Origin of the sequence: Sphingopyxis sp. (assembly GCF_050725655.1) — a bacterium.
Classification (GTDB): domain Bacteria; phylum Pseudomonadota; class Alphaproteobacteria; order Sphingomonadales; family Sphingomonadaceae; genus Sphingopyxis.
In genome coordinates this window covers 12,609-31,097 of sequence record NZ_JBOHHT010000044.1, presented here as the reverse complement: position 1 = coordinate 31,097, position 18,489 = coordinate 12,609, and the positions used below count along the sequence as shown (strand labels likewise).

Below are 18,489 nucleotides of genomic sequence, written 5' to 3'. Positions count from 1 at the left end.
GGAAGGGGCAGCGAGACTTGCGGCTTGCCCGCTAGTCGCAGCGGGGTGGGCCATTGCGGCGTTGCTGCCCACCCCCAACCCCTCCCGCTTGCGGGAGGGGAGAAGCTAGACCGCGCGCCAGCCGAAGCCTTCATTGAGCGGGATGACCTGCCCGGCAGCGCCCACCGGCTCCGTCGTGCCGTCGGTCAGAAACGCCAGCATCGCGGCGTCACTTACGTCAACATGCGCCAGCGTGCGCTTGTCGTCGGGCGTCCGCGCGACCACCACGCCCGCTTTCGGGCTCCCATCCCGGCCATAAAACACCGTATAGCTCTCGATGGTCGCCGCCCCTGCATAATCCTCGACCAACTCGGGCACCGGCCCGCGCTTCGCTTCGGCTTCAGTCTGATAGTCGAAATCCTGCGGAAAGCTCGCCGCCGCGATCGGCTGGTTACCGAGAACGATGCAATGATTGTCGGTTGCGAAACCGCCATTGGCGAAGAGGAAGCCATAGCGGCCCTCGCTGCGCAACCTGTCGACCATCGAGACGATCGCATGGCTCATATAATTGGCAATCGGGCCGCCGCCGAAGGTCAGCCCGCCGAACACCGTCGCGGGACGGTCCCACGGCCAGCCGAGGATGCGCCGCGCCATCTTGGGGACGCAGGGAAAGCAGCTGTAAAGTTCTACGAAGTCGAAATCCTCGGCCGTCATCGCATTCAGTTCGAGGGTGCGCGTGATCGACGTCTCCATGCTGACGCTGCCGTCGTAGCGGTCGCGGTGGAGGATGCTGGGCGGTTCCTTCGCTGCGGCGCCCATGCCGATATGGATCAGACGGTCTTCGGGGATGCCCCGGCGCCATGCTTCGGCGAGGCTCGCGACGATAAAGCCCGCGCCCTGGTTCACCGACGAATTGGCGACCATCAGTTTCGAATAGGGGAAGGCGATCGGGCGATTGCGCTCGTCGACCTTGAGGATGTCCTTGGGGCCTGCGGGCTTGCGGATCCACGCGCCGTCGTTGGCCGCGGCGACTTCGGAAAAGCGCGACCAGATTTCGGCGCTTTCGAACTGCGCTTCCTCGAGGCTCTGACCCCACGCGGCGCGTGTCGCATTCTCGTAGAGGGGATAGACGTCTACCGGCGCCGCCAGCCCGTGAAGCTGGGCGTAGTTCGGCTCGCGCCGCGTCGCGACCTTACGGATCGCATTATAGCTTTTGTCCTCGCCGCTCGCGGCCTTGGCGGCGCGGCCGGCGGCGGTACGCAGCGCCTCGGCGCCGACGATGGCGGCGAGCTTGACCTCGCCCGCGCCGACGCGGTTTGCCGCCTCGTTGAGCAGGCGGACGGGCGTATCGCCGTGCGGCGCGGCCGACTGGTAGTTGATCGCGGGATTGGCGCCGATCGCGGCGGCGAGCGGTTCGCAAAGCTTGCCGAGGCTGCGGAAACTGATCTGATCGACGATCGCGAGGCTGTCGATCTCGGTCAGCGATACGCCCGCGTCCTCTGCTGCGATCTTGAGCGCCGCAACCATCAGTCCGAGCGAATCGAGCCCATGGTCGGGGTCCTCGGGCCGGTCGTTGATTTGTCCGACGCCGATGATGACGGGAATCCGCTCGGGATCGGTCATCGCCATGTTCAGCGCGCCTTCCATTCGGGCTTGCGTTTCTGCGCGAAGGCGAGCGGGCCCTCGCGCGCGTCCTCGCTGCGCATCAGCACGCCGCGTTCGCGCGTGTTATGCTCCCAATAGGGGGCATCCGCGGCGATGCGGCCTTCGTCGATGCCGAGCGCGACGCGTTTTGACGCCTGTACCGAGAGCGGGGCGTTGCCCGCAATCTTTTCGGCGAGCGCCAGCGCGGTGGGGAGCAGGTCGGCGAGCGGGACGACATGGTTGACGAGGCCGAATTCGGCGGCGCGCGCCGCCGGGATCGGATCGCCGGTCAGCATATATTCCATCGCGAGCTTCTTCGGCAGTTGCTGCGCGAGGCGGAAAGCGCCGCCGGCTGCGGCGAACAGCCCGACCTTGACCTCGGGCAGACCGAATTGGGCGTGATCGGCGGCGACGATGATGTCGCTCATCAGCGCGATCTCGCAGCCGCCGCCGAAGGCGAAGCCGTTGACCGCGGCGATGATCGGTTTCGAAATCGGGTGCGATACCATGCCGGCGAAGCCCCACGCCTGCTGGGCCTTGTCCGAGGGATAGAGACTCTCGCCGCGCGACAGCGCAACGAGGTCGGCGCCGGCGCAGAAGCTCTTGTCGCCCGCACCGGTGATGATAACGACGCGGATTTCAGGGTCGTTTTCGGCTTCTTCGAGCGCGGTGCCGACGCCGATATGGACTGCGGCGTTGACGGCGTTGCGCGCCTCGGGCCGGTTGATCGTGATGATCAATATATGCCCGCGGCGCTCGGTGAGAATGGTATCGGTCATCGCGAATCTCTCCCTTTCGGGAGAGTATCGCGGCAGCTTGACGTTTACGTCAACTGGAAAGGATGCGAGATCCTCCCTGTCGCGAAGCGATGGGGAGGGGGACCGCGCCCGAAGGGTGTGGTGGAGGGGCCGCAACGCTGCGCCCTTGCCCCTCCGTCAGCGGCTCCGCCGCTGCCACCTCCCCATGCCTGCGGCACAGGGAGGAACAGGAATCAGATCGACTGTCCGGTCTTCGCCCAGTCCGCCAAAAATCCTTCGATGCCCTTTTCGGTCAGGATATGCTTGAACAGCCCCTTGATCACCGACGGCGGCGCGGTCATCACGTCGGCGCCGATCTTGGCGGCTTCGAGCACATGGATGCCGTGACGCACGCTCGCGACGAGGATTTCGGTCTCATAGCCGTAATTGTCGTAGATCAGCCGGATGTCGGAGATGAGCTGCATGCCGTCGAAGCCATTGTCGTCGTGGCGGCCGACGAACGGCGAGACGAAGCTCGCACCGGCCTTGGCGGCGAGCAGCGCCTGCGCCGCCGAGAAACAGAGCGTGACATTGACCATCGTGCCGTCGCTTGTCAGCGCCTTGCACGTCTTGAGTCCGTCGATCGTCAGCGGCACCTTGATGCAGACATTGGGGGCGATCTTGCGGAGGATTTCGGCCTCTTTCATCATCGTCGCATGGTCGAGCGCGACCACCTCGGCCGACACCGGGCCGGTGGTCAGCGCGCAGATTTCGCGGGTCACTTCCTTGAAGTCGCGGCCCGACTTGGCGATCAGCGATGGGTTGGTGGTGACGCCGTCGAGCAGGCCCGTCGCGGCGAGCTCCTGAATGTCGGCGATTTCGGCGGTGTCGGCGAAGAATTTCATGGCGCGGGGCATTCCTTGTTCGGGGCGATTCGTCGTTCCGCCTATAGCCCTCCCGCGGCCGAGACCAAACAGGCCGATGGGCGCGCACGATTGACGCGCGGCGTCTCGCTGTGCATGGAACCCGCGTGCGTCGCCGTTGGCCGACGCACAAACGCGCCGATTAGGGCACCGGATCGGCGTTGGAACGATAGCAGGCGGGCGCTGCCGACACGCGGTGGATTGCCATGCCCTTTTTCGAACGACGCCAAATTCTTGCCGGAAGCCTGGCCCTGCCGCTCGCCGGCCTCACAACGACGCCGGTCTCCGCGACACCTCGTCCGGATTTCGAATCGCGGCTTCGGCCGGCCGTCCACACCGGCGCCGAGCGGTGGACGCTTGCCGAGCGGATGGCCCGCGGCGGCGTTCCGGGCGCGGCGATCGCGATCCTGCGCGGCGGCCGGGTCGACAGCGCTGCGGGCTATGGCGTCCGCATTGCGGGGCAGGCCGCTCCGGTCGGACCCGACACGCTGTTTTCGGTGGGATCGGTCAGCAAGATTGCGACCGCAGCGCTTTGCCTGAAACTCGTGGCGCTCGGCCATCTGGACCCCGACCAAAATGTCGATCGCCGGTTAATGCGCTGGCGGGTTCCGGCGGGGCCGGCAGGTGACCGCGCGGACATTAGTTTGCGGATGCTGCTGTCGCATACGGCCGGCTTCAACGTGCATGGCTTTCAAGACATCGCGCCCGCGGACCCGATGCCGACGCTGGCCCAGACCCTGGGTGGCGCGTCCCCGGCAATGAACAAGCCGCTGGCGCGGATCGACGCGGCGGGGACGCGGTCGCGCTATTCGGGTGGCGGCTACATGATCGTGCAGGCGGTCATCGAAGATGCGCTCGGCGCGCCCTTCGGGGCCGTGGCATCGCGCCATCTGTTCGCGCCGCTCGGGATGGAGCGAAGCCGGTTCGATGCGGCTCCGGCTGCCGATACCCCGGATATCGCGCACGCGCATGACGGCGATGGAAAAGCGGTCGCGCTTCCAAGAGGATGGCAAAGCTTTCCCGAGCTCGCCGCATCGGGCCTCTGGACATCGGCGAACGATCTGACCCGCCTCGTCCTGGCGCTTGGCGCGAGCTACCGCGCGTCGGGTGGCTATCTGCCGCAAGAGCTGGCGGTGGATATGATGACCGCGGTGTCGCCCGGGCCCTTCGGCCTGGGGCCGCGCCTCGCCGGGGAAGGCGCCGCACACATCTTCCACCACGCCGGGGCGAACGACAGCTATAAAGCCTATATCGAGGGCAATCTCGCCAGTGGCGACGGTCTGGTGATTGTGACCAATGGCGCGAACGGCGACGTGCTGGGCGACGAAATCCGCAACGCGGTCTCCGACGCGCTGGCATGGCCGGGCGACTGGTCGGTGCGGACGGGGCCGATCGCGACGAACAGCCTGACCGCAAGCTTCGTCGGCAGCTATAAACGGCGGGCGGATCAGAATCGCGCGCTGGCCGGCCTTCTCGACACGACTTTCAGCGCCGAAAGCCTCGAGATCGTCCAATCTGCGGAGGGGCTGCAATTGACCGCGAAAGGGAAATCGCGCGCGCTGGTCGCTGTAACGAGCAATCGTTTCGTGGTGCCCGACGCCTATATTCCTGCCGGGACGTTGCAGCTATCGTTCGATCGAAGCGCCGATCGGTCGGTCCCGGGCTTGACGGTCCTTGGCGGTGGCGGGGTTTTGATTTTCGACCGAGTGTGAACTCGAAACCGCTAGCGTTCCGTCTTTGTTCCGATTATGCGGCGAGGATGGCCAAAGCGAAACGCCAATATGTCTGCCAGAACTGCGGCTCCGCCACCTATCGCTGGCAGGGGCAGTGCGCCGACTGTGGCGAGTGGAATACGCTCGTCGAGGAGGCGGGCGAGACGGTCTTTTCGGCGAAGCACGACCTCAGCCGCGGCGGGCGAACGCTTGCGCTCGAAACATTGAATGCCGACAGCAAGATGCCCGAGCGCATGCTCTGCGGCATCGCCGAGTTCGACCGCGCGCTGGGCGGCGGGTTCGTTGCGGGATCGGCTACGCTGATCGGCGGCGATCCGGGGATCGGCAAGTCGACCTTGCTGCTACAGGCGGCAGGGCGGCTCGCGAAGGCGGGCAAGTCGGTCGTCTATATCAGCGGCGAGGAAGCCGCAGCGCAGGTGCGATTGCGCGCGCGGCGGCTGGGGTTAGGCGATGCGCCGGTGGCGCTGGCCAGCGCGACTTCCGTGCGCGACATCCTTGCGACACTCGACAAGCAGACGGCCGATTTCGTCGTGATCGATTCGATCCAGACGATGCACAGCGACTTGATCGACAGCGCGCCGGGCACGGTGAGTCAGGTGCGCGCGTCGGCGCAGGAACTGATCCGCTACGCCAAGGACAGCGATGCCGCGATCGTGCTCGTCGGGCATGTCACCAAGGACGGAACGATCGCGGGACCGCGCGTGCTCGAACATATGGTCGACACCGTGCTCGCGTTCGAGGGCGAGCGCAGTCACCAATACCGTATCCTGCGCGCGGTGAAGAACCGTTTTGGCGGGACCGACGAGATCGGGGTGTTCGCGATGGGCGAGGAGGGGTTAGGCGAGGTGTCGAACCCGTCGAGCCTGTTCCTCACCGACCGTAGTCGCGACGTGCCGGGGTCGGTCGTGTTCCCCGCATTGGAAGGCACGCGCCCGGTGCTCGTCGAGGTGCAGGCGCTGACCGTGCGACTCGCGAGCGGTGCAACCCCCCGCAGAGCCGTGGTCGGCTGGGACAGCGGGCGGCTCGCGATGGTGCTCGCGGTGCTGGAGGCGCGCTGCGGGCTCCAGATGGGGGCCGCCGAGGTCTATCTCAACATCGCGGGCGGCTATCGGCTGACCGATCCAGCGGCGGATCTGGCGGTCGCCGCGGCGCTGATCTCGGCATTCAGCGAGCGGCCGGTGCCCGCCGACGCAATCGTATTCGGCGAATTGTCGCTGTCGGGCGAGGTGCGGCAGGTTTCGCACGACGGACTGCGGCTGCGCGAAGCGGCGAAGCTCGGTTTCTCGCGCGGCTGGGGGCCGAAGGGCATGAAAGCGGTCGGCGGGATTTCGGTCACGGGTTTCGAGCGCCTCGGCGAACTCGTTGACCTGATGCTCGGGCGCGACTAGCGACCGGCGAATGGGAAGTTTGACGGCTCTGGATATCGTCGTGCTGGTGCTGGTTGGCGGCGGCGCGGTGCTCGGTTTTTCGCGCGGCCTCGTGCAGGAAGTGACGACGCTGCTCGCCTGGATACTGGCGATCGCGGCGGTGCGTTTCTTTCACCCGTTCGTCACCGACCTGCTCGCGGGCTGGGTCGGGACCGCGGGGGGCGCAGCGGCGCTCGCCTTCGTGCTGCTGTTCGGCGGCGTGTTCGCGCTCGCCAAATGGGGATCGCGCGCGATGGGGCAGCGCAGCCGCGCGTCGCTGGTCGGCGGGTTCGACCGCGGATTGGGCGCCGGTTTTGGCGCGGTGAAGGGTCTGCTGATCGCCTCGATCGGCTTCATGCTCCTTACCTTGCTTTATGATATAGGTTATGGCGTTATGCAGCGCCCCGCGTGGATGGCCGACAGCCGCACCTATCCGGCGCTCAACGCGACGAGTGGCGCAATGAGCAAGGTTATCGCCGCGCGCCGCGCCGAGGCGCGCGAGGCCGAGGTCGATGCGGCCAAGGCCGACAAGCCATGAGCGCCCCGCTTTATAACCGCGACATCTTGGCGCTGGCGGTCGCGACCGCGGAATATCTGCCGATCGCCGGCGCGCGCCACCGCGTGAGCAGGCGTGCGCCGCTGTGTGGCAGCGCGATCATCCTCGATCTCGATACCGACGATGCGGGCCGGGTGACGCGCGTCGGCATGCATGTGGAAGCGTGCGCGCTGGGTCAGGCATCGGCGGCGTTGCTTGCGCGCCATGCGCCGGGGCTCGGCCTTGCCGAACTGCGCGCCGCGCGCGACGGGATCGCCAACTGGTTCGCGGGCGCAGGCGAACAGCCCGACTGGCCGGGTTTCGACCTGCTCGCGCCGGCGCAGGACTATCCCGCGCGCCACGGTGCGATCCTGCTGCCTTTTGACGCCGCCATCGCGGCGCTCGAGGAACGGGCGGCGGCGGCATGACTTTGCTCGCGCTCACGGCTGCCGCCGCCGAAGCTGCCGAGAAGGTGGGCGAGACTGCGACCGATACCGCGCTGGTCGAAGGCGCGATCCTGCTTGGCGTTGCGACCTTGTTCGTGCTGATCTTTCGCCGGCTCGGCCTCGGTGCGGTGCTCGGCTATCTGATTGCGGGCGCGATCGTCGGGCCGCACGGGCTTGGCCTCGTCGGTGGCGGCGAATCGAAGCTCGCCTTCGCCGAACTCGGCATAGCCTTCCTGCTTTTCCTCGTCGGGCTCGAACTGTCGCCGCGCCGGCTCTGGGACATGCGCCGGGCGATCTTCGGCCTCGGCCTCATGCAGGTCGTGGTGACCGGGCTCGTGCTGACCGGGCTCATCCATCTGACGTTGGACTTCAGCCCCGCGGCTTCGCTCGCGCTCGGCCTGCCGCTCGCGCTGTCGTCGACCGCGCAGGTGCTGCCCGGCCTCAAAAGTTCGGGGCGGATCAATTCGCCCTTTGGCGAGAAAGCCTTCTCGATCCTGCTGTTCCAGGATCTGGCGATCGTGCCGATGATCACGATCATTGCCGTGCTGTCGCGTGCGCCCGCCGATCCGTCGGCGCCGCCTGGGTGGCAGATGGCCTTCTTCACGGTGTGGGCGATCATCGTCTTGGTGCTGGCAGGCCGTTTTGTGGTCAATCCGTTGCTCCGGATCATCGGACGTTATGGCGAGCGCGAACTGTTCGTTGTCGTCGGCCTGCTCACCATCCTCGCGAGCGCGGCGCTGATGCACAGCCTGCACCTGTCGACCGCGCTCGGTGCCTTCATCGCGGGCGTGATGCTCGCCGACTCGCCCTATCGGCACGAGATCGAATCGGACGTCGAGCCCTTCCGTCTGATCCTGCTCGGCCTCTTCTTCCTCGCCGTCGGCATGGTGCTCGATGTCGGGGCGGTCCTGGAACGTCCGCTGCTCGTCCTCGGGCTCGCGCTCGGGCTCGTGGCGGTGAAGGTCGTCGTCCTTACATTGATCGTGAAATTGTTCGGCAAACCGTGGCCGGTGGCGCTGGGGCTCGGCCTGTTGCTCAGCCAGGGCGGCGAATTCGGTTTCCTGCTGTTCGCGCAGGCCGCCGACGCGCTGCTCATCCAGCCCGAAGCGGCGAGCCTGTTCAGCGCGGTGGTGACGTTGTCGATGGTGACGACGCCGTTCCTGATGCTGTTCGCGCGCAACCTGGAATTTTCGCCAGCGGCCGATCCGGCCGACCTCGACGATCCTGCTGGTGCGCCGCGCGGGTCGGCGATCGTCGTCGGATATGGGCGCTTTGGACAGATCGTGTCGCAGATGCTGCACGGCGTTGCCTGTTCGGTGACGCTGATCGACAAGAAGCCGAGCCAGATCGAGCTGTCGAGCCGCTTCGATACCAAGGTTTATTTCGGTGACGGGCTGCGCGTCGACCTGCTCCGCCGTGCGGGCGCCGACGAGGCGCGGCTGATCATCTTCTGCATCGACGATTCGTCGGTCGATGCCGCGGCGTTGAAGCCGGTGGTCGATGCTTTTCCAAATGCGAAAGTCCTGATGCGCGTATTCGACCGCCGTCAGCTGCTCGCGGTCGAAGGGGCCGGGGTCGACGGGGTCATTCGCGAGGTCTTTGAAAGTTCGGTCGCGATGGGCCTCACGGCGCTGCGCTATCTCGACGTCGATCCGCGCGAGATGGAAGATGTCGAGGCGACGTTGCGGCATCTCGACGAGACGCGGCTGCAGGCGCAGATCGACGAGGGCGATATTTCGGCGGGCATGGACCATCGTTTCAAGCCGGGCGGCGGACGCGAAGCCGAAAGCGTGCTCGAAAAATACCGTTTACGGCGCTTGGCGGCGAAAGCCCTGAAAGACGATCCGAAGGACGAGGAAAGCGAGAACGCGTCAGCGATGAACTGACGCCCAAGGTCCTGATCCTAGCCGTCGAGAAACGCCGCGACGGCATCGAGGCCATAGTCTTCGGTGACGAAACTCTGTCCGATACCGCGGGTCAGGATCAGCGGCAGCTTGCCCCCGCGCACCTTCTTGTCGTGCGCCATATGGCCCGCGAGCGTTGCGCCATCAGTATTGATGCCCGCGCTCGCAAGGCTGTGCGGCAGGTCGACGCTCGCCAGATGCGCGCGCACCCGTTCGGCGTCGGCCGCGGCGCAGAGGCCGTTCGCGGCCGAGAATTGATGCGCGAGCACCATGCCGGCCGCAACCGCTTCGCCGTGGAGCAGCCGGTCCGAATAGCCCGTTTCGGCCTCGAGCGCGTGGCCGAAGCTGTGACCGAGGTTGAGCAGCGCGCGGATGTCCTGCGTCTCGCGTTCGTCGGCGGCGACGATACGCGCCTTGGCCGCGACGCTGTGTGCAATCGCTTTGTGGCGCGCCGCACTGTCACCCGCGAGCAGCGCCGCGCCATTGTCTTCGCACCAGGCGAAGAAACCGGCGTCGTCGATCAGGCCATATTTGACGACTTCGGCATAGCCGGCGCCGAGCTCGCGGCGCGGCAGCGTTTCGAGCGTCGTCGGGTCGATCACGACGAGCGCGGGCTGGTGGAAGGCGCCGATCAGATTCTTGCCCGCGGGCACGTTGATCGCGGTCTTGCCGCCGACGCTGCTGTCGACCTGCGCCAGCAGGGTGGTCGGCACCTGGATGAAGTTGCAGCCGCGCTTGACGATGCTGCACGCGAAGCCGACGAGGTCGCCGATCACGCCGCCGCCCAGCGCGATGACATGGTCGCCGCGTTCGACGCCTTCGCCGATCAGCCATTCGGTGAGGCGCGCGAGACCCGCCCAGCTCTTCGTGCTTTCACCCGGATCGAGGACGAAGGAGGAGAAGGAGATGTCCGCCATCGCCAGCGAGGTTCCGAGCGGAATCAGATATTGTTCGGCGACGTGGGTGTCGGTGACGATCATCGTGCGCGGGCGCTTCAACAGCGGCGCGACATGCTCGCCGATGTCGCGGATCAGCCCGTCGCCGATCAATATCGGATAGGTGCGGCTGCCCAATTCGACGGTCAGGCTTTCCATTGCGGATTTTCCCATTTCGACAGAGCCTCCAGGATCGCGCGTACCGTATGGTCGTGCGGTGTGCTTGCCGAACTGACGCGAAGATGCGCCTCGGCATAAATGGGATTGCGGACCGCCGCCAGTTCGCGCAGCACTTCGCCGGGGTCGCGATTCTTGAGCAGCGGGCGGTGGCTGCGGCGGCCGACGCGTTCGACCAGCGTCGCGATATCGGCGTCGAGCCAGATGCAAAGGCTGCCCTGCAGGATCAGCGCGCGCGTTTCCTCGTTGATAAAGGCGCCGCCGCCGGTCGCCAGGACCATCGGCTTTTCGCCGAGCAGCCGGGCTATCACGCGGCGCTCACCGTCACGGAAATGCGCCTCGCCAAAGCGCGCGAAAATATCGGAAATGCTGGTGTCGGCGGCGCGCTCGATCTCGTCGTCGGCGTCGGCGAACCGCATACCCAGCCGCTGCGCAAGACGGCGGCCGACGGTCGATTTTCCCGACCCCATCAACCCGACGAGCACGATCGACCGGTCGCGGATCGACGCGGGGATGGCCCCTGAAGAAATGGGGCCCGGGCTTTTCGGGTTTCGCGACATGGTGCGCGCGGCTATACCGCCCGTACCGCGCGGGACAATGGTTTTACTGCCTGCGCAATATGGGACGAACGGCAGGCATTGGATATTGCGCGCGCAGGGCAGATCGGGAAAGAGCCGCTGGATTGCACGATTGATCGTGCTGGCACTGGCGGCGGCGGCTTTCTTTCTGTTCCTGCTGTTTCTGGGCCGGCCGATCGAGCCCAAAATGATTGAGGTGGATGTGACCGACAAGATTGCCGCAAGCGCGCCGCCCCAAAGCGATGCCCCCGAAAGCCAGGCCCAATGAAGAAAAAAACGCTTTCGCTGACGCTGGGCCTCTCGGGCACCGCGCTCGCCGCCGTGCTCGTCCTGCCCGTGCTTGCACAGGAATCGCTGCTGCCCGAAGGTTTTGGCAACCCCGCCGAGACGCCCGCACCGCGACCGACCCCCACGCCGTCGCCGACCGCGACGCCGACGCCGGGTTCGGCGCCGGTTAATGGCACTGCTCCGCCGTCAATCGCGCCGACGCTGGGGACGGCGCCGACGAGCGCGTCGGCCGAAACCGGCGAAGAGGGCGAGGACGGTGAAGAGGTCGAATCGGGCGGTCTAAAATACGACCTGCCCCCGGGCGCGCGCCGTCTGCTGACGCGTATCGGGCCGCTGACGCCCGAAACCGGCGGGCTTGCACCCGATGCGTTCGGCGTGCGCGGCCAATATGCCGCCGCGATCATGCGCAAGACGAACGGCCAGTTCGCGTCGCGCTGGGGGCAGATACTGCTTCGCCGCTCGCTCGTCTCGGCGATCGACACCCCCGGCACGATCAACGGCGCCGACCTCGCCGCCGACCGCGCGTCGCTGCTGCTTCGCATGGGCGAATCGATCGCGGCGCGCTGGATCGTCCAGTCGGTCGACTATGACCGCGCGAGCCCGCGCCTCGTCGCTGCGGCGCAGCAAACCTATCTTGCCAACGCCGATCCGGCGGGCATGTGTCCTTATGTCCCTGCGGGCCTTGCGCATGGCGACGAGCAGGCGTGGCGCCTGTCGTCGGCGATCTGCTCGGGGCTGTCGGGCGAAGCCGGGCCTGCGGGCTGGGCGATCGGCCGCGTGCGGTCGAGCGGCAAGATCTCGAACTTCGACATATTGCTTGCCGAGCGCGTGCTGGGCGCGACGGGCGCCGGCCGCCGCTCGACGACGATCGAATGGGACAATATCGACCGGCTGACGAGTTGGCGTTTCGGCATGGCGACCGCGACCGCAATCCCGGTGCCCGAGGCGCTGCGCACCGCGGCGCCGTCCAATATCAAAAGCTGGACGGTGCTTGCGCCGATGACCGACACGGCAAGCCGCATCGCCGCCGCGCCCGAAGCCGCCGCGCGCGGCGTGCTGTCGAGCGAGGCTTATGTGTCGCTGCTGAGCGCCGCGGCGAGCGAGGAAGAACCCGCCGAGGCGGTCGCGACCCAGACCGAGCAATTGCGCGCCGCCTTTCGTCTGGCGACCGGTGCCGATCGTTATGCGGCCATGGAACGCCTTTGGGGCACCGACGCCAATCCGACCGGACGCTATGCCGCGATGGTCGCAACCGCGCGCGCCGCGGCCGCCTTGCCGGTCAATACCGAAGTCGGCGGCGACCCGTGGCAGCTGCTGGGATCGATTCTCGCAGGGGGATATGACGAAAATGCGATCGCGTGGGTTCCGACCGTTTCGGTGGGCAGCCGCGCGTGGGGCGTGCTCGCAGTGGGATCGCCGCGGCCGCTTACCGGCATGAGCGCGGGCGCGGTCGGCCAGTTTGCGGGAGACGACGACAGCGCCGACGCCCTGCGATCGAAATTCCTGCTCGCCGGCCTCGCCGGTCTCGGGCGGCTCGATGCGAATGCGGCGGCGTCGGCGGCGAGCGATCTTGAGGTCGATCTGGGCAAACAGACGCGCTGGTCGCGGGCGATCATGGCGGCCGCCGAACGGCGCGAGCCCGGTATGGTCGCGCTTCTCGCGGCGGCGGGGATGCAGGGCGAGTGGTCGAAAGTGCCGCCCTACCATCTTTATTACATCGTCCGGGCGCTGCGCGACGTGGGCCTCGCGTCCGAAGCGCGGATGATCGCGGCCGAAGCGCTGGTGCGTGTCTGAGCCCATAAAGCTGCCGGACATCGGCGATGTCTGACGCGGCGCTCATCGACCGCTTCCTCGAAATGATGGCGGCCGAGCGCGGCGCCTCGCGCAACACGCTTGCCGCCTATCGCCGCGATCTGGAGCAGGCGGCGGAGTGGGCGACAGGCCGGCTGGTTGACGCCGATCCGGCTGCTCTGCGCAAATTGATGGCGGATTATCAGCCGCTTGCGGCGAGCAGTGCGGCGCGCAAGCTGTCGGCGCTGCGCCAGTTTTTCGCCTTCCTGCTCGATGAAGGCGAGCGGGCCGACAATCCGGCGCTCGATATTGCGCGGCCCGCGACGCGCCGGCCGTTGCCGCGCATCCTGACCCACGACCATGTCGAGCGGCTGTTTGCCCAGGCCGAGGAGGAAGCGGCGGGAGAAGCGCCGCCCGCCGCGATGGTGCGGATGCTGCTGCTGCTCGAACTTCTCTATGGATCGGGCCTCCGCGCCAGCGAGCTGGTCTCGCTGCCGCGCCGCGCGGTCGCCGGCGAGCGCGAATATCTGATCATACGCGGGAAGGGCGACAAGGAGCGGCTGGTTCCGCTGTCCGAACGCGCGCGCGCCGTTCTCGATCGCTGGCTGCCGCGCCTCACCGATGGGTCGCCTTGGCTGTTCCCGTCGGGCAAGGCGCATATCTCGCGCGTGCGGTTGTTCCAGATGTTGCGCGAACTTGCCGGGCGCGCCGGGATCGACCCGACCGCGATCAGCCCGCACGTGCTGCGCCACGCTTTCGCCACGCATCTGCTCGAGGGCGGGGCCGATCTGCGCGCGCTGCAATTGATGCTCGGCCATGCTGATATCGCCACGACCGAAATCTACACCCATGTCGACAGCCGCCGCCTCGTCGAGTTGGTCAACAAGCGGCATCCGCTGGCACGGATGGATGGCGCCCACCCCGAAGTTGACGTTGCGACGCCTTCGTCCTAGCGCTCCCCTATGACAGCCTTTCTGGACTTCGAAAAACAGGTCGCCGCGCTCGATCGGCAGATTGCCGAATTGCGCGAAATGGGGGACGACCCCACGCTCAACATCGACAACGACATCGCGCAGCTTGAGGACAAGTCCTCGAAATTGCTGCGCGAAATCTATTCGAAACTGACGCCCTGGCAAAAGACGCAGGTCGCGCGCCACCCCGACCGCCCGCATTTCAAACATTATGTCGCCGGCCTGTTCGACGACTGGATGCCGCTGGCTGGTGACCGCAATTTCGGCGACGATCAGGCGATCTTGGGTGGGATGGCACGGTTCCGCGGCCGCCGCGTGATGGTCATCGGCCACGAAAAGGGCGACGATATTCCGTCGCGGATGAAGCATAATTTCGGGATGGCGAAGCCCGAGGGCTATCGCAAGGCGATCCGCCTGATGCAGCTCGCCGACCGTTTCGGCCTGCCGGTGGTGACGCTGGTCGACACCTCGGGCGCCTTTCCGGGGATTCAGGCCGAAGAGCGCGGCCAGGCCGAAGCGATCGCGCGGTCGACCGAACAATGCCTCGCGCTCGGCGTGCCGATGGTCGCCGCGGTGGTCGGCGAGGGCGGTTCGGGCGGCGCGATTGCACTCGCCGCCGCAAACCGCGTGCTGATGTTCGAACATGCCGTCTATTCGGTGATTTCGCCCGAAGGCTGCGCGTCGATCCTGTGGCGCACGTCGGACAAGGCGGCCGACGCCGCCGCGGCGATGAAGATGTCGGCGCAGGATCTGTTTGGGCTGAAGGTCATCGACCGCATCGTCACCGAACCCGTCGGGGGCGCGCATCGCGCACCCGAAGTCGCGATTGCGGCGCTGGGCGATGCAATCGCGCAGGAACTGGACGCGCTGGCAGAATTGCCGCGCGAAACCCTGCTCGTCGCACGCGAGGAAAAATTCCTCGCCATGGGCCGCGCCTGAACCGGAACCCGATCGCGCGCATTTGCGTTCCCGATCAAGACAATGACAAGTCTGGGCTATGGCGCGGCTTGCCTTGTCGTGAATCGGGGATATTCCCTGATGATCAGAAGCATAAGGGAGGCGCGGCAATGACCCAGAAGACGAAAAAGGGGCTGGCGATCAAGCTGGCGGCATCGGCGGCGCTCGGCAGCCTGGCCTTTACCGGGGTCGCCGACGCGCAGTTGAAGGCGATCAAGACCGCGACGAACATTTCGCCGGCCGAACGCAAGCAGGGCACCGACGCGCATCCGCAGCTGATGGCCGAATTCGGCGGGGCCTATACTGGTCCGCAGGCCGCCTATGTGAACCGCGTCGGACAGAATATCGCCGTCCAGTCGGGCCTGTCGCGCTCGCCTAGCGATTTTACCGTCACCCTGCTGAATTCACCGGTGAACAACGCCTTCGCGATCCCCGGGGGCTATGTTTATGTGACGCGCCAGCTGATGGCGCTGATGAACGACGAGGCCGAACTTGCCGGCGTGCTCGGGCACGAGGTTGGCCATGTCGCGGCGCAGCATAGCAAGAAGCGCCAGTCGGCGGCGACGCGCAACCAGATCCTCGGCGTCCTCGGCGCGGTGCTGGGCGGGGCGATCGGCGACAATGGCGGGCTGCTCGGCGGGCTGGGCGGGTTGCTCCAGAATAATTCGATGCAGGTCGCGCAGATGGCGACGCTGGGATTCTCGCGCGGCCAGGAACTGGAGGCGGATCAGCTCGGCGTCCAATATCTGCGCAGCGCGGGATATGACCCGCTCGCGCTATCGACGATGCTGACGAGCCTTGCCAACCAGACGACCCTTGATGCGCGCCTGTCGGGCGGCGACGCGCGTTCGCTGCCCGCATGGGCGAGTACCCACCCCGACCCCGCGTCGCGCGTGCGTAATGCGCAGACGCTGGCAAGCCGCGCCGGCGGTAGCGGCGGCACCCGCAATGCCGATGCGTTTCTCGCCTCGGTCGACAATGTGCTTTACGGCGACGATCCGGCGCAGGGCGTGGTCGAGGGGCGGGATTTCCTGCACCCCGACCTCAAGCTGCGTTTCACGGTGCCCAACGGATATGGCATGCAGAACGGCGCCGATGCGGTATCGGTCAGCGGCAATGGCGGGCAGGCGCAATTTACGACCGCTGCGTACAGCGGCGACATGAACGCCTATATCGCCGCCGCGTTCAAGGCGGTGGCGGGTAATGCGTCGATCAGCCCCGGGGCGATCCAGCGCACGACGGTGAACGGCATCCCGGCGTCCTATTCGACCGCACGTGTGAATACCCAGTCGGGGCAGGTCGACGTTACCGTCTTCGCTTATGAATTTTCACGCAGCAGCGCGTTTCACTTCGTCACGCTGACGAAGGCGGGTGGCGGCGGCGTGTTCAATTCGATGTTGGGCAGCGTCCGGCGGCTGAGCACGGCGGAAGCAGCGGCGATCAAGCCGCGGCGGATCGATGTCGTGACCGTCGGGCGCGGCGATACGGTCGCCACGCTCGCGCGGCGCATGGCGTATAACAATTACCAGACCGAACGTTTCCAGGTGCTCAACCGTCTGACGGCATCGAGCCGTCTGACCCCGGGGCAGCGCGTGAAGATTGTCGTGTACGCGAGCAGATGATCGCTTTCGGGCGTAAGAAAAAGGGCGGTGGATTGCTCCACCGCCCTTTCCTTTTGGTCGCGCGCCACAAACGCAGCGCGTGCGTCCCTCGATTATTCTTCGAGGTTCGAAGCAACCTTGTTGAAGGTGTTGCCGACGCTGTTGCCGACTGCGCCCATCGCGGCGATGCCGGCGACGGCGATCAGGGCCGCGATCAGGCCATATTCGATGGCGGTGGCGGCTTTGGTATCGCGAACGAACTTCTTGATGAACTTCATGACTGGTCTCCTGATTTCACTTACCCTGTTGACGGTCTGGTCTGGGTCAACATCTGGGGGTTTAGGGTGAATAGGTTTTGAAAATCTTAATGGCATCCGCCCGAAACCTGTGAGCGGTGGCCCCGAAACGGGACGGTCGCGGCGGTGCTACATATTATTTTCGGCGGCGTTCGAGACGCTTCCCCACATGCTGTTGGTGGAGTTGGCGACATTGCTTACCGCAACGACGGCCGCCAAAAAGACAAGGGCCAGGATCAGCCCGTATTCGACGGCTGTAGCGGCCCTGGTCGACCGCATCAGCCTGTAAAACTTTCGCATTGTTCCACCCCTGACTGAAATTATAGTTCCCGAGGGTGCCCATATTTACACAGGAAGGTTAACAATTTGTCCGTGCCAGACCCCGGAAAGCCGCAGAAAACCTCGCTCGTTGTCGTGGCGGCGGCGCTCGTCGACCGCGACGGAAGGCTACTTGTCCAGCAGCGTCCCAAAGGTCTGTCGATGGTGGGGCTGTGGGAATTCCCCGGCGGCAAACTGGAACCCGGCGAGACGCCCGAGCAGGCGTTGATCCGCGAACTGGGCGAGGAACTTGCGATCGATGTCGATCACGCCTGCCTCGCGCCCGCCTGTTTCGCGAGCGATATGCTCGGCGACCGGCATCTGCTGCTGTTATTGTTCGTCTGCCGCAAATGGCGCGGAACACCGGTGGCGCAGCACGCCAGCGCGCTTCGCTGGGTGCGCCCCGTCGAACTGCACGGCCTCGACATGCCGCCCGCCGACAAGCCGCTGATCGGCCTGCTGGAGGCGCTCATCTAGCTCTTCGGCTTTAGCGCGTCGGCGAGCGAGGCGGTGCCGCTGCCGCGCCGCGCGGGTTGCGGCTGGTCGGGATGCGGCGCCCAGCCGCTGAAATGGACGAGGCGGAAGGTTTCGGCAATCCGGCCATCGGGATCGGCCTGCCCCGCGAAAGCGGCGGCAATCCGCGCCGCTTCCTCGCGCGTCAGGGGCGGCGGGGCGGGCGCGAGCCGGCTCGACAGGCCAGCGGCGCGCAGGTCGCGTACCAGCGCGAACCAGTCGCCATAACGCACCGTCAGCGCGTCGACGTCGACGACGGGCAGCGTGAAACCGACGCGCTGGAGCAGATTGCCCATTGCGGCGAGGTCGATCTGTGGATGCAGCCGCGCGATCGAACGCACGCCGTCGGCCATCACCGCACGGCGCAGCCGGGGCAGGCTGCCGTCGCCGACGAAAGCGCCGAGCAGCAGGCCGTCGGGGGCGAGCAGCGCGCGGAGGCGGAGGAGCGCGCCGGGCACGTCGTTGACGCCATCGAGCCCCCCGGGCCAGACGATGAGATCGAAGCTGGCGAAGGGCAGGTCGATGGCGTCGGCCTCGACCGCGACCGCCCCGGTTCCGGCGGCAAGGCGCGGCCCCGCCTCGGCAATGGTGAGGGCGGTGCCGGTCGCGCGCAGATGATCGGCGAGCGCGGGATCATGCGCGCCGATGAGCAGTGCGCGGGGAAATTCGCGCGTCACCATCGCGAGCCGGTCGAGCAAGGTTTCGGCGATGAGCGGCGCGAGGAAATTGGCCGATGCAGGCAGGCGCGCCATGCGGT

Annotated in this window: 18 protein-coding genes; 11 read left to right on the top strand and 7 right to left on the bottom strand. The window is 66.5% G+C overall.

All coding sequences use genetic code 11. The features are described 5' to 3' along the window. Nucleotides 1–105: 105 nt before the first annotated feature. From ACREBX_RS05895 to fsa, 3 genes are all read right to left on the bottom strand, one after another. The gene (locus ACREBX_RS05895; protein ID WP_431560823.1) at nucleotides 106–1,608 is read right to left on the bottom strand and encodes an acetyl-CoA acetyltransferase; all 1,503 of its coding nucleotides are present in this window, start codon (nucleotides 1,606–1,608) and stop codon (nucleotides 106–108) included. Nucleotides 1,609–1,610: 2 nt separating this feature from the next. Then, complete coding sequence (locus ACREBX_RS05890) at nucleotides 1,611–2,402, bottom strand: crotonase/enoyl-CoA hydratase family protein (protein WP_431560822.1); 792 nt, start codon at nucleotides 2,400–2,402, stop codon at nucleotides 1,611–1,613. A gap of 212 nt (nucleotides 2,403–2,614) precedes the next feature. Further along, nucleotides 2,615–3,265, bottom strand: a complete 651-nt coding sequence (gene fsa / locus ACREBX_RS05885; RefSeq protein WP_431560821.1) for a fructose-6-phosphate aldolase — start codon at nucleotides 3,263–3,265, stop codon at nucleotides 2,615–2,617. A gap of 224 nt (nucleotides 3,266–3,489) precedes the next feature. Between fsa and ACREBX_RS05880 the strand changes: the two genes are divergently transcribed. From ACREBX_RS05880 to ACREBX_RS05860, 5 genes are read left to right on the top strand one after another with little or no spacing between them, the layout of a single operon-like run. Beyond that, on the top strand, nucleotides 3,490–4,995 hold the full coding sequence (locus tag ACREBX_RS05880) for a serine hydrolase domain-containing protein (protein WP_431560820.1): 1,506 nt from the start codon (nucleotides 3,490–3,492) through the stop codon (nucleotides 4,993–4,995). A 47-nt stretch (nucleotides 4,996–5,042) separates the two neighbouring features. Next, nucleotides 5,043–6,404: a DNA repair protein RadA gene (gene radA, locus ACREBX_RS05875; protein WP_431560819.1), complete on the top strand. Its 1,362-nt coding sequence runs from the start codon at nucleotides 5,043–5,045 to the stop codon at nucleotides 6,402–6,404. Nucleotides 6,405–6,414: 10 nt separating this feature from the next. Continuing rightward, on the top strand, nucleotides 6,415–6,960 hold the full coding sequence (locus tag ACREBX_RS05870; RefSeq protein ID WP_431560818.1) for a CvpA family protein: 546 nt from the start codon (nucleotides 6,415–6,417) through the stop codon (nucleotides 6,958–6,960). Beyond that, nucleotides 6,957–7,385, top strand: a complete 429-nt coding sequence (locus ACREBX_RS05865) for an iron-sulfur cluster assembly scaffold protein (protein WP_431560817.1) — start codon at nucleotides 6,957–6,959, stop codon at nucleotides 7,383–7,385. The genes ACREBX_RS05870 and ACREBX_RS05865 overlap by 4 nt, the downstream gene beginning before the upstream one ends. Beyond that, complete coding sequence (locus tag ACREBX_RS05860) at nucleotides 7,382–9,289, top strand: cation:proton antiporter (RefSeq protein ID WP_431560816.1); 1,908 nt, start codon at nucleotides 7,382–7,384, stop codon at nucleotides 9,287–9,289. Before ACREBX_RS05865 ends, ACREBX_RS05860 begins: the two co-directional genes overlap by 4 nt. 17 nt (nucleotides 9,290–9,306) lie before the next feature. Here ACREBX_RS05860 and aroB read toward each other — a convergent pair whose 3' ends face one another. Beyond that, nucleotides 9,307–10,401, bottom strand: coding sequence for a 3-dehydroquinate synthase (gene aroB, locus ACREBX_RS05855; RefSeq protein ID WP_431560815.1), 1,095 nt, complete (start codon nucleotides 10,399–10,401; stop codon nucleotides 9,307–9,309). Continuing rightward, nucleotides 10,389–10,979: a shikimate kinase gene (locus ACREBX_RS05850; RefSeq protein WP_431560814.1), complete on the bottom strand. Its 591-nt coding sequence runs from the start codon at nucleotides 10,977–10,979 to the stop codon at nucleotides 10,389–10,391. Before ACREBX_RS05850 ends, aroB begins: the two co-directional genes overlap by 13 nt. A gap of 130 nt (nucleotides 10,980–11,109) precedes the next feature. On the opposite strand from ACREBX_RS05850, the gene ACREBX_RS05845 reads away from it, so the two are divergent. From ACREBX_RS05845 to ACREBX_RS05825, 5 genes are all read left to right on the top strand, one after another. Then, on the top strand, nucleotides 11,110–11,265 hold the full coding sequence (locus ACREBX_RS05845; protein WP_431560813.1) for a hypothetical protein: 156 nt from the start codon (nucleotides 11,110–11,112) through the stop codon (nucleotides 11,263–11,265). Beyond that, nucleotides 11,262–13,079 carry a hypothetical protein gene (locus ACREBX_RS05840; RefSeq protein ID WP_431560812.1) on the top strand — a complete coding sequence of 606 codons (1,818 nt, stop codon included), beginning with the start codon at nucleotides 11,262–11,264 and terminating at the stop codon, nucleotides 13,077–13,079. Before ACREBX_RS05845 ends, ACREBX_RS05840 begins: the two co-directional genes overlap by 4 nt. A 26-nt stretch (nucleotides 13,080–13,105) precedes the next feature. Then, the gene (locus ACREBX_RS05835) at nucleotides 13,106–14,029 is read left to right on the top strand and encodes a tyrosine recombinase (RefSeq protein ID WP_431560811.1); all 924 of its coding nucleotides are present in this window, start codon (nucleotides 13,106–13,108) and stop codon (nucleotides 14,027–14,029) included. 9 nt (nucleotides 14,030–14,038) lie between these two features. Continuing rightward, a complete protein-coding gene (locus tag ACREBX_RS05830) occupies nucleotides 14,039–14,986 on the top strand; it encodes an acetyl-CoA carboxylase carboxyltransferase subunit alpha (protein ID WP_431560810.1) in 948 nt (315 codons plus the stop codon). A gap of 128 nt (nucleotides 14,987–15,114) precedes the next feature. Next, complete coding sequence (locus ACREBX_RS05825) at nucleotides 15,115–16,626, top strand: M48 family metalloprotease (RefSeq protein WP_431560809.1); 1,512 nt, start codon at nucleotides 15,115–15,117, stop codon at nucleotides 16,624–16,626. 92 nt (nucleotides 16,627–16,718) lie between these two features. On the opposite strand, the gene ACREBX_RS05820 is transcribed toward ACREBX_RS05825, so the two are convergent. After that, entirely contained in the window at nucleotides 16,719–16,883 is a 165-nt protein-coding gene (locus ACREBX_RS05820; protein ID WP_248457380.1) for a Flp family type IVb pilin, read from the bottom strand. A gap of 384 nt (nucleotides 16,884–17,267) precedes the next feature. On the opposite strand from ACREBX_RS05820, the gene ACREBX_RS05815 reads away from it, so the two are divergent. Continuing rightward, entirely contained in the window at nucleotides 17,268–17,696 is a 429-nt protein-coding gene (locus ACREBX_RS05815) for a (deoxy)nucleoside triphosphate pyrophosphohydrolase (protein ID WP_431560808.1), read from the top strand. Here ACREBX_RS05815 and ACREBX_RS05810 read toward each other — a convergent pair. Beyond that, entirely contained in the window at nucleotides 17,693–18,484 is a 792-nt protein-coding gene (locus ACREBX_RS05810) for a methyltransferase domain-containing protein (protein WP_431560807.1), read from the bottom strand. The genes ACREBX_RS05815 and ACREBX_RS05810 overlap by 4 nt on opposite strands. Nucleotides 18,485–18,489: the final 5 nt, after the last annotated feature.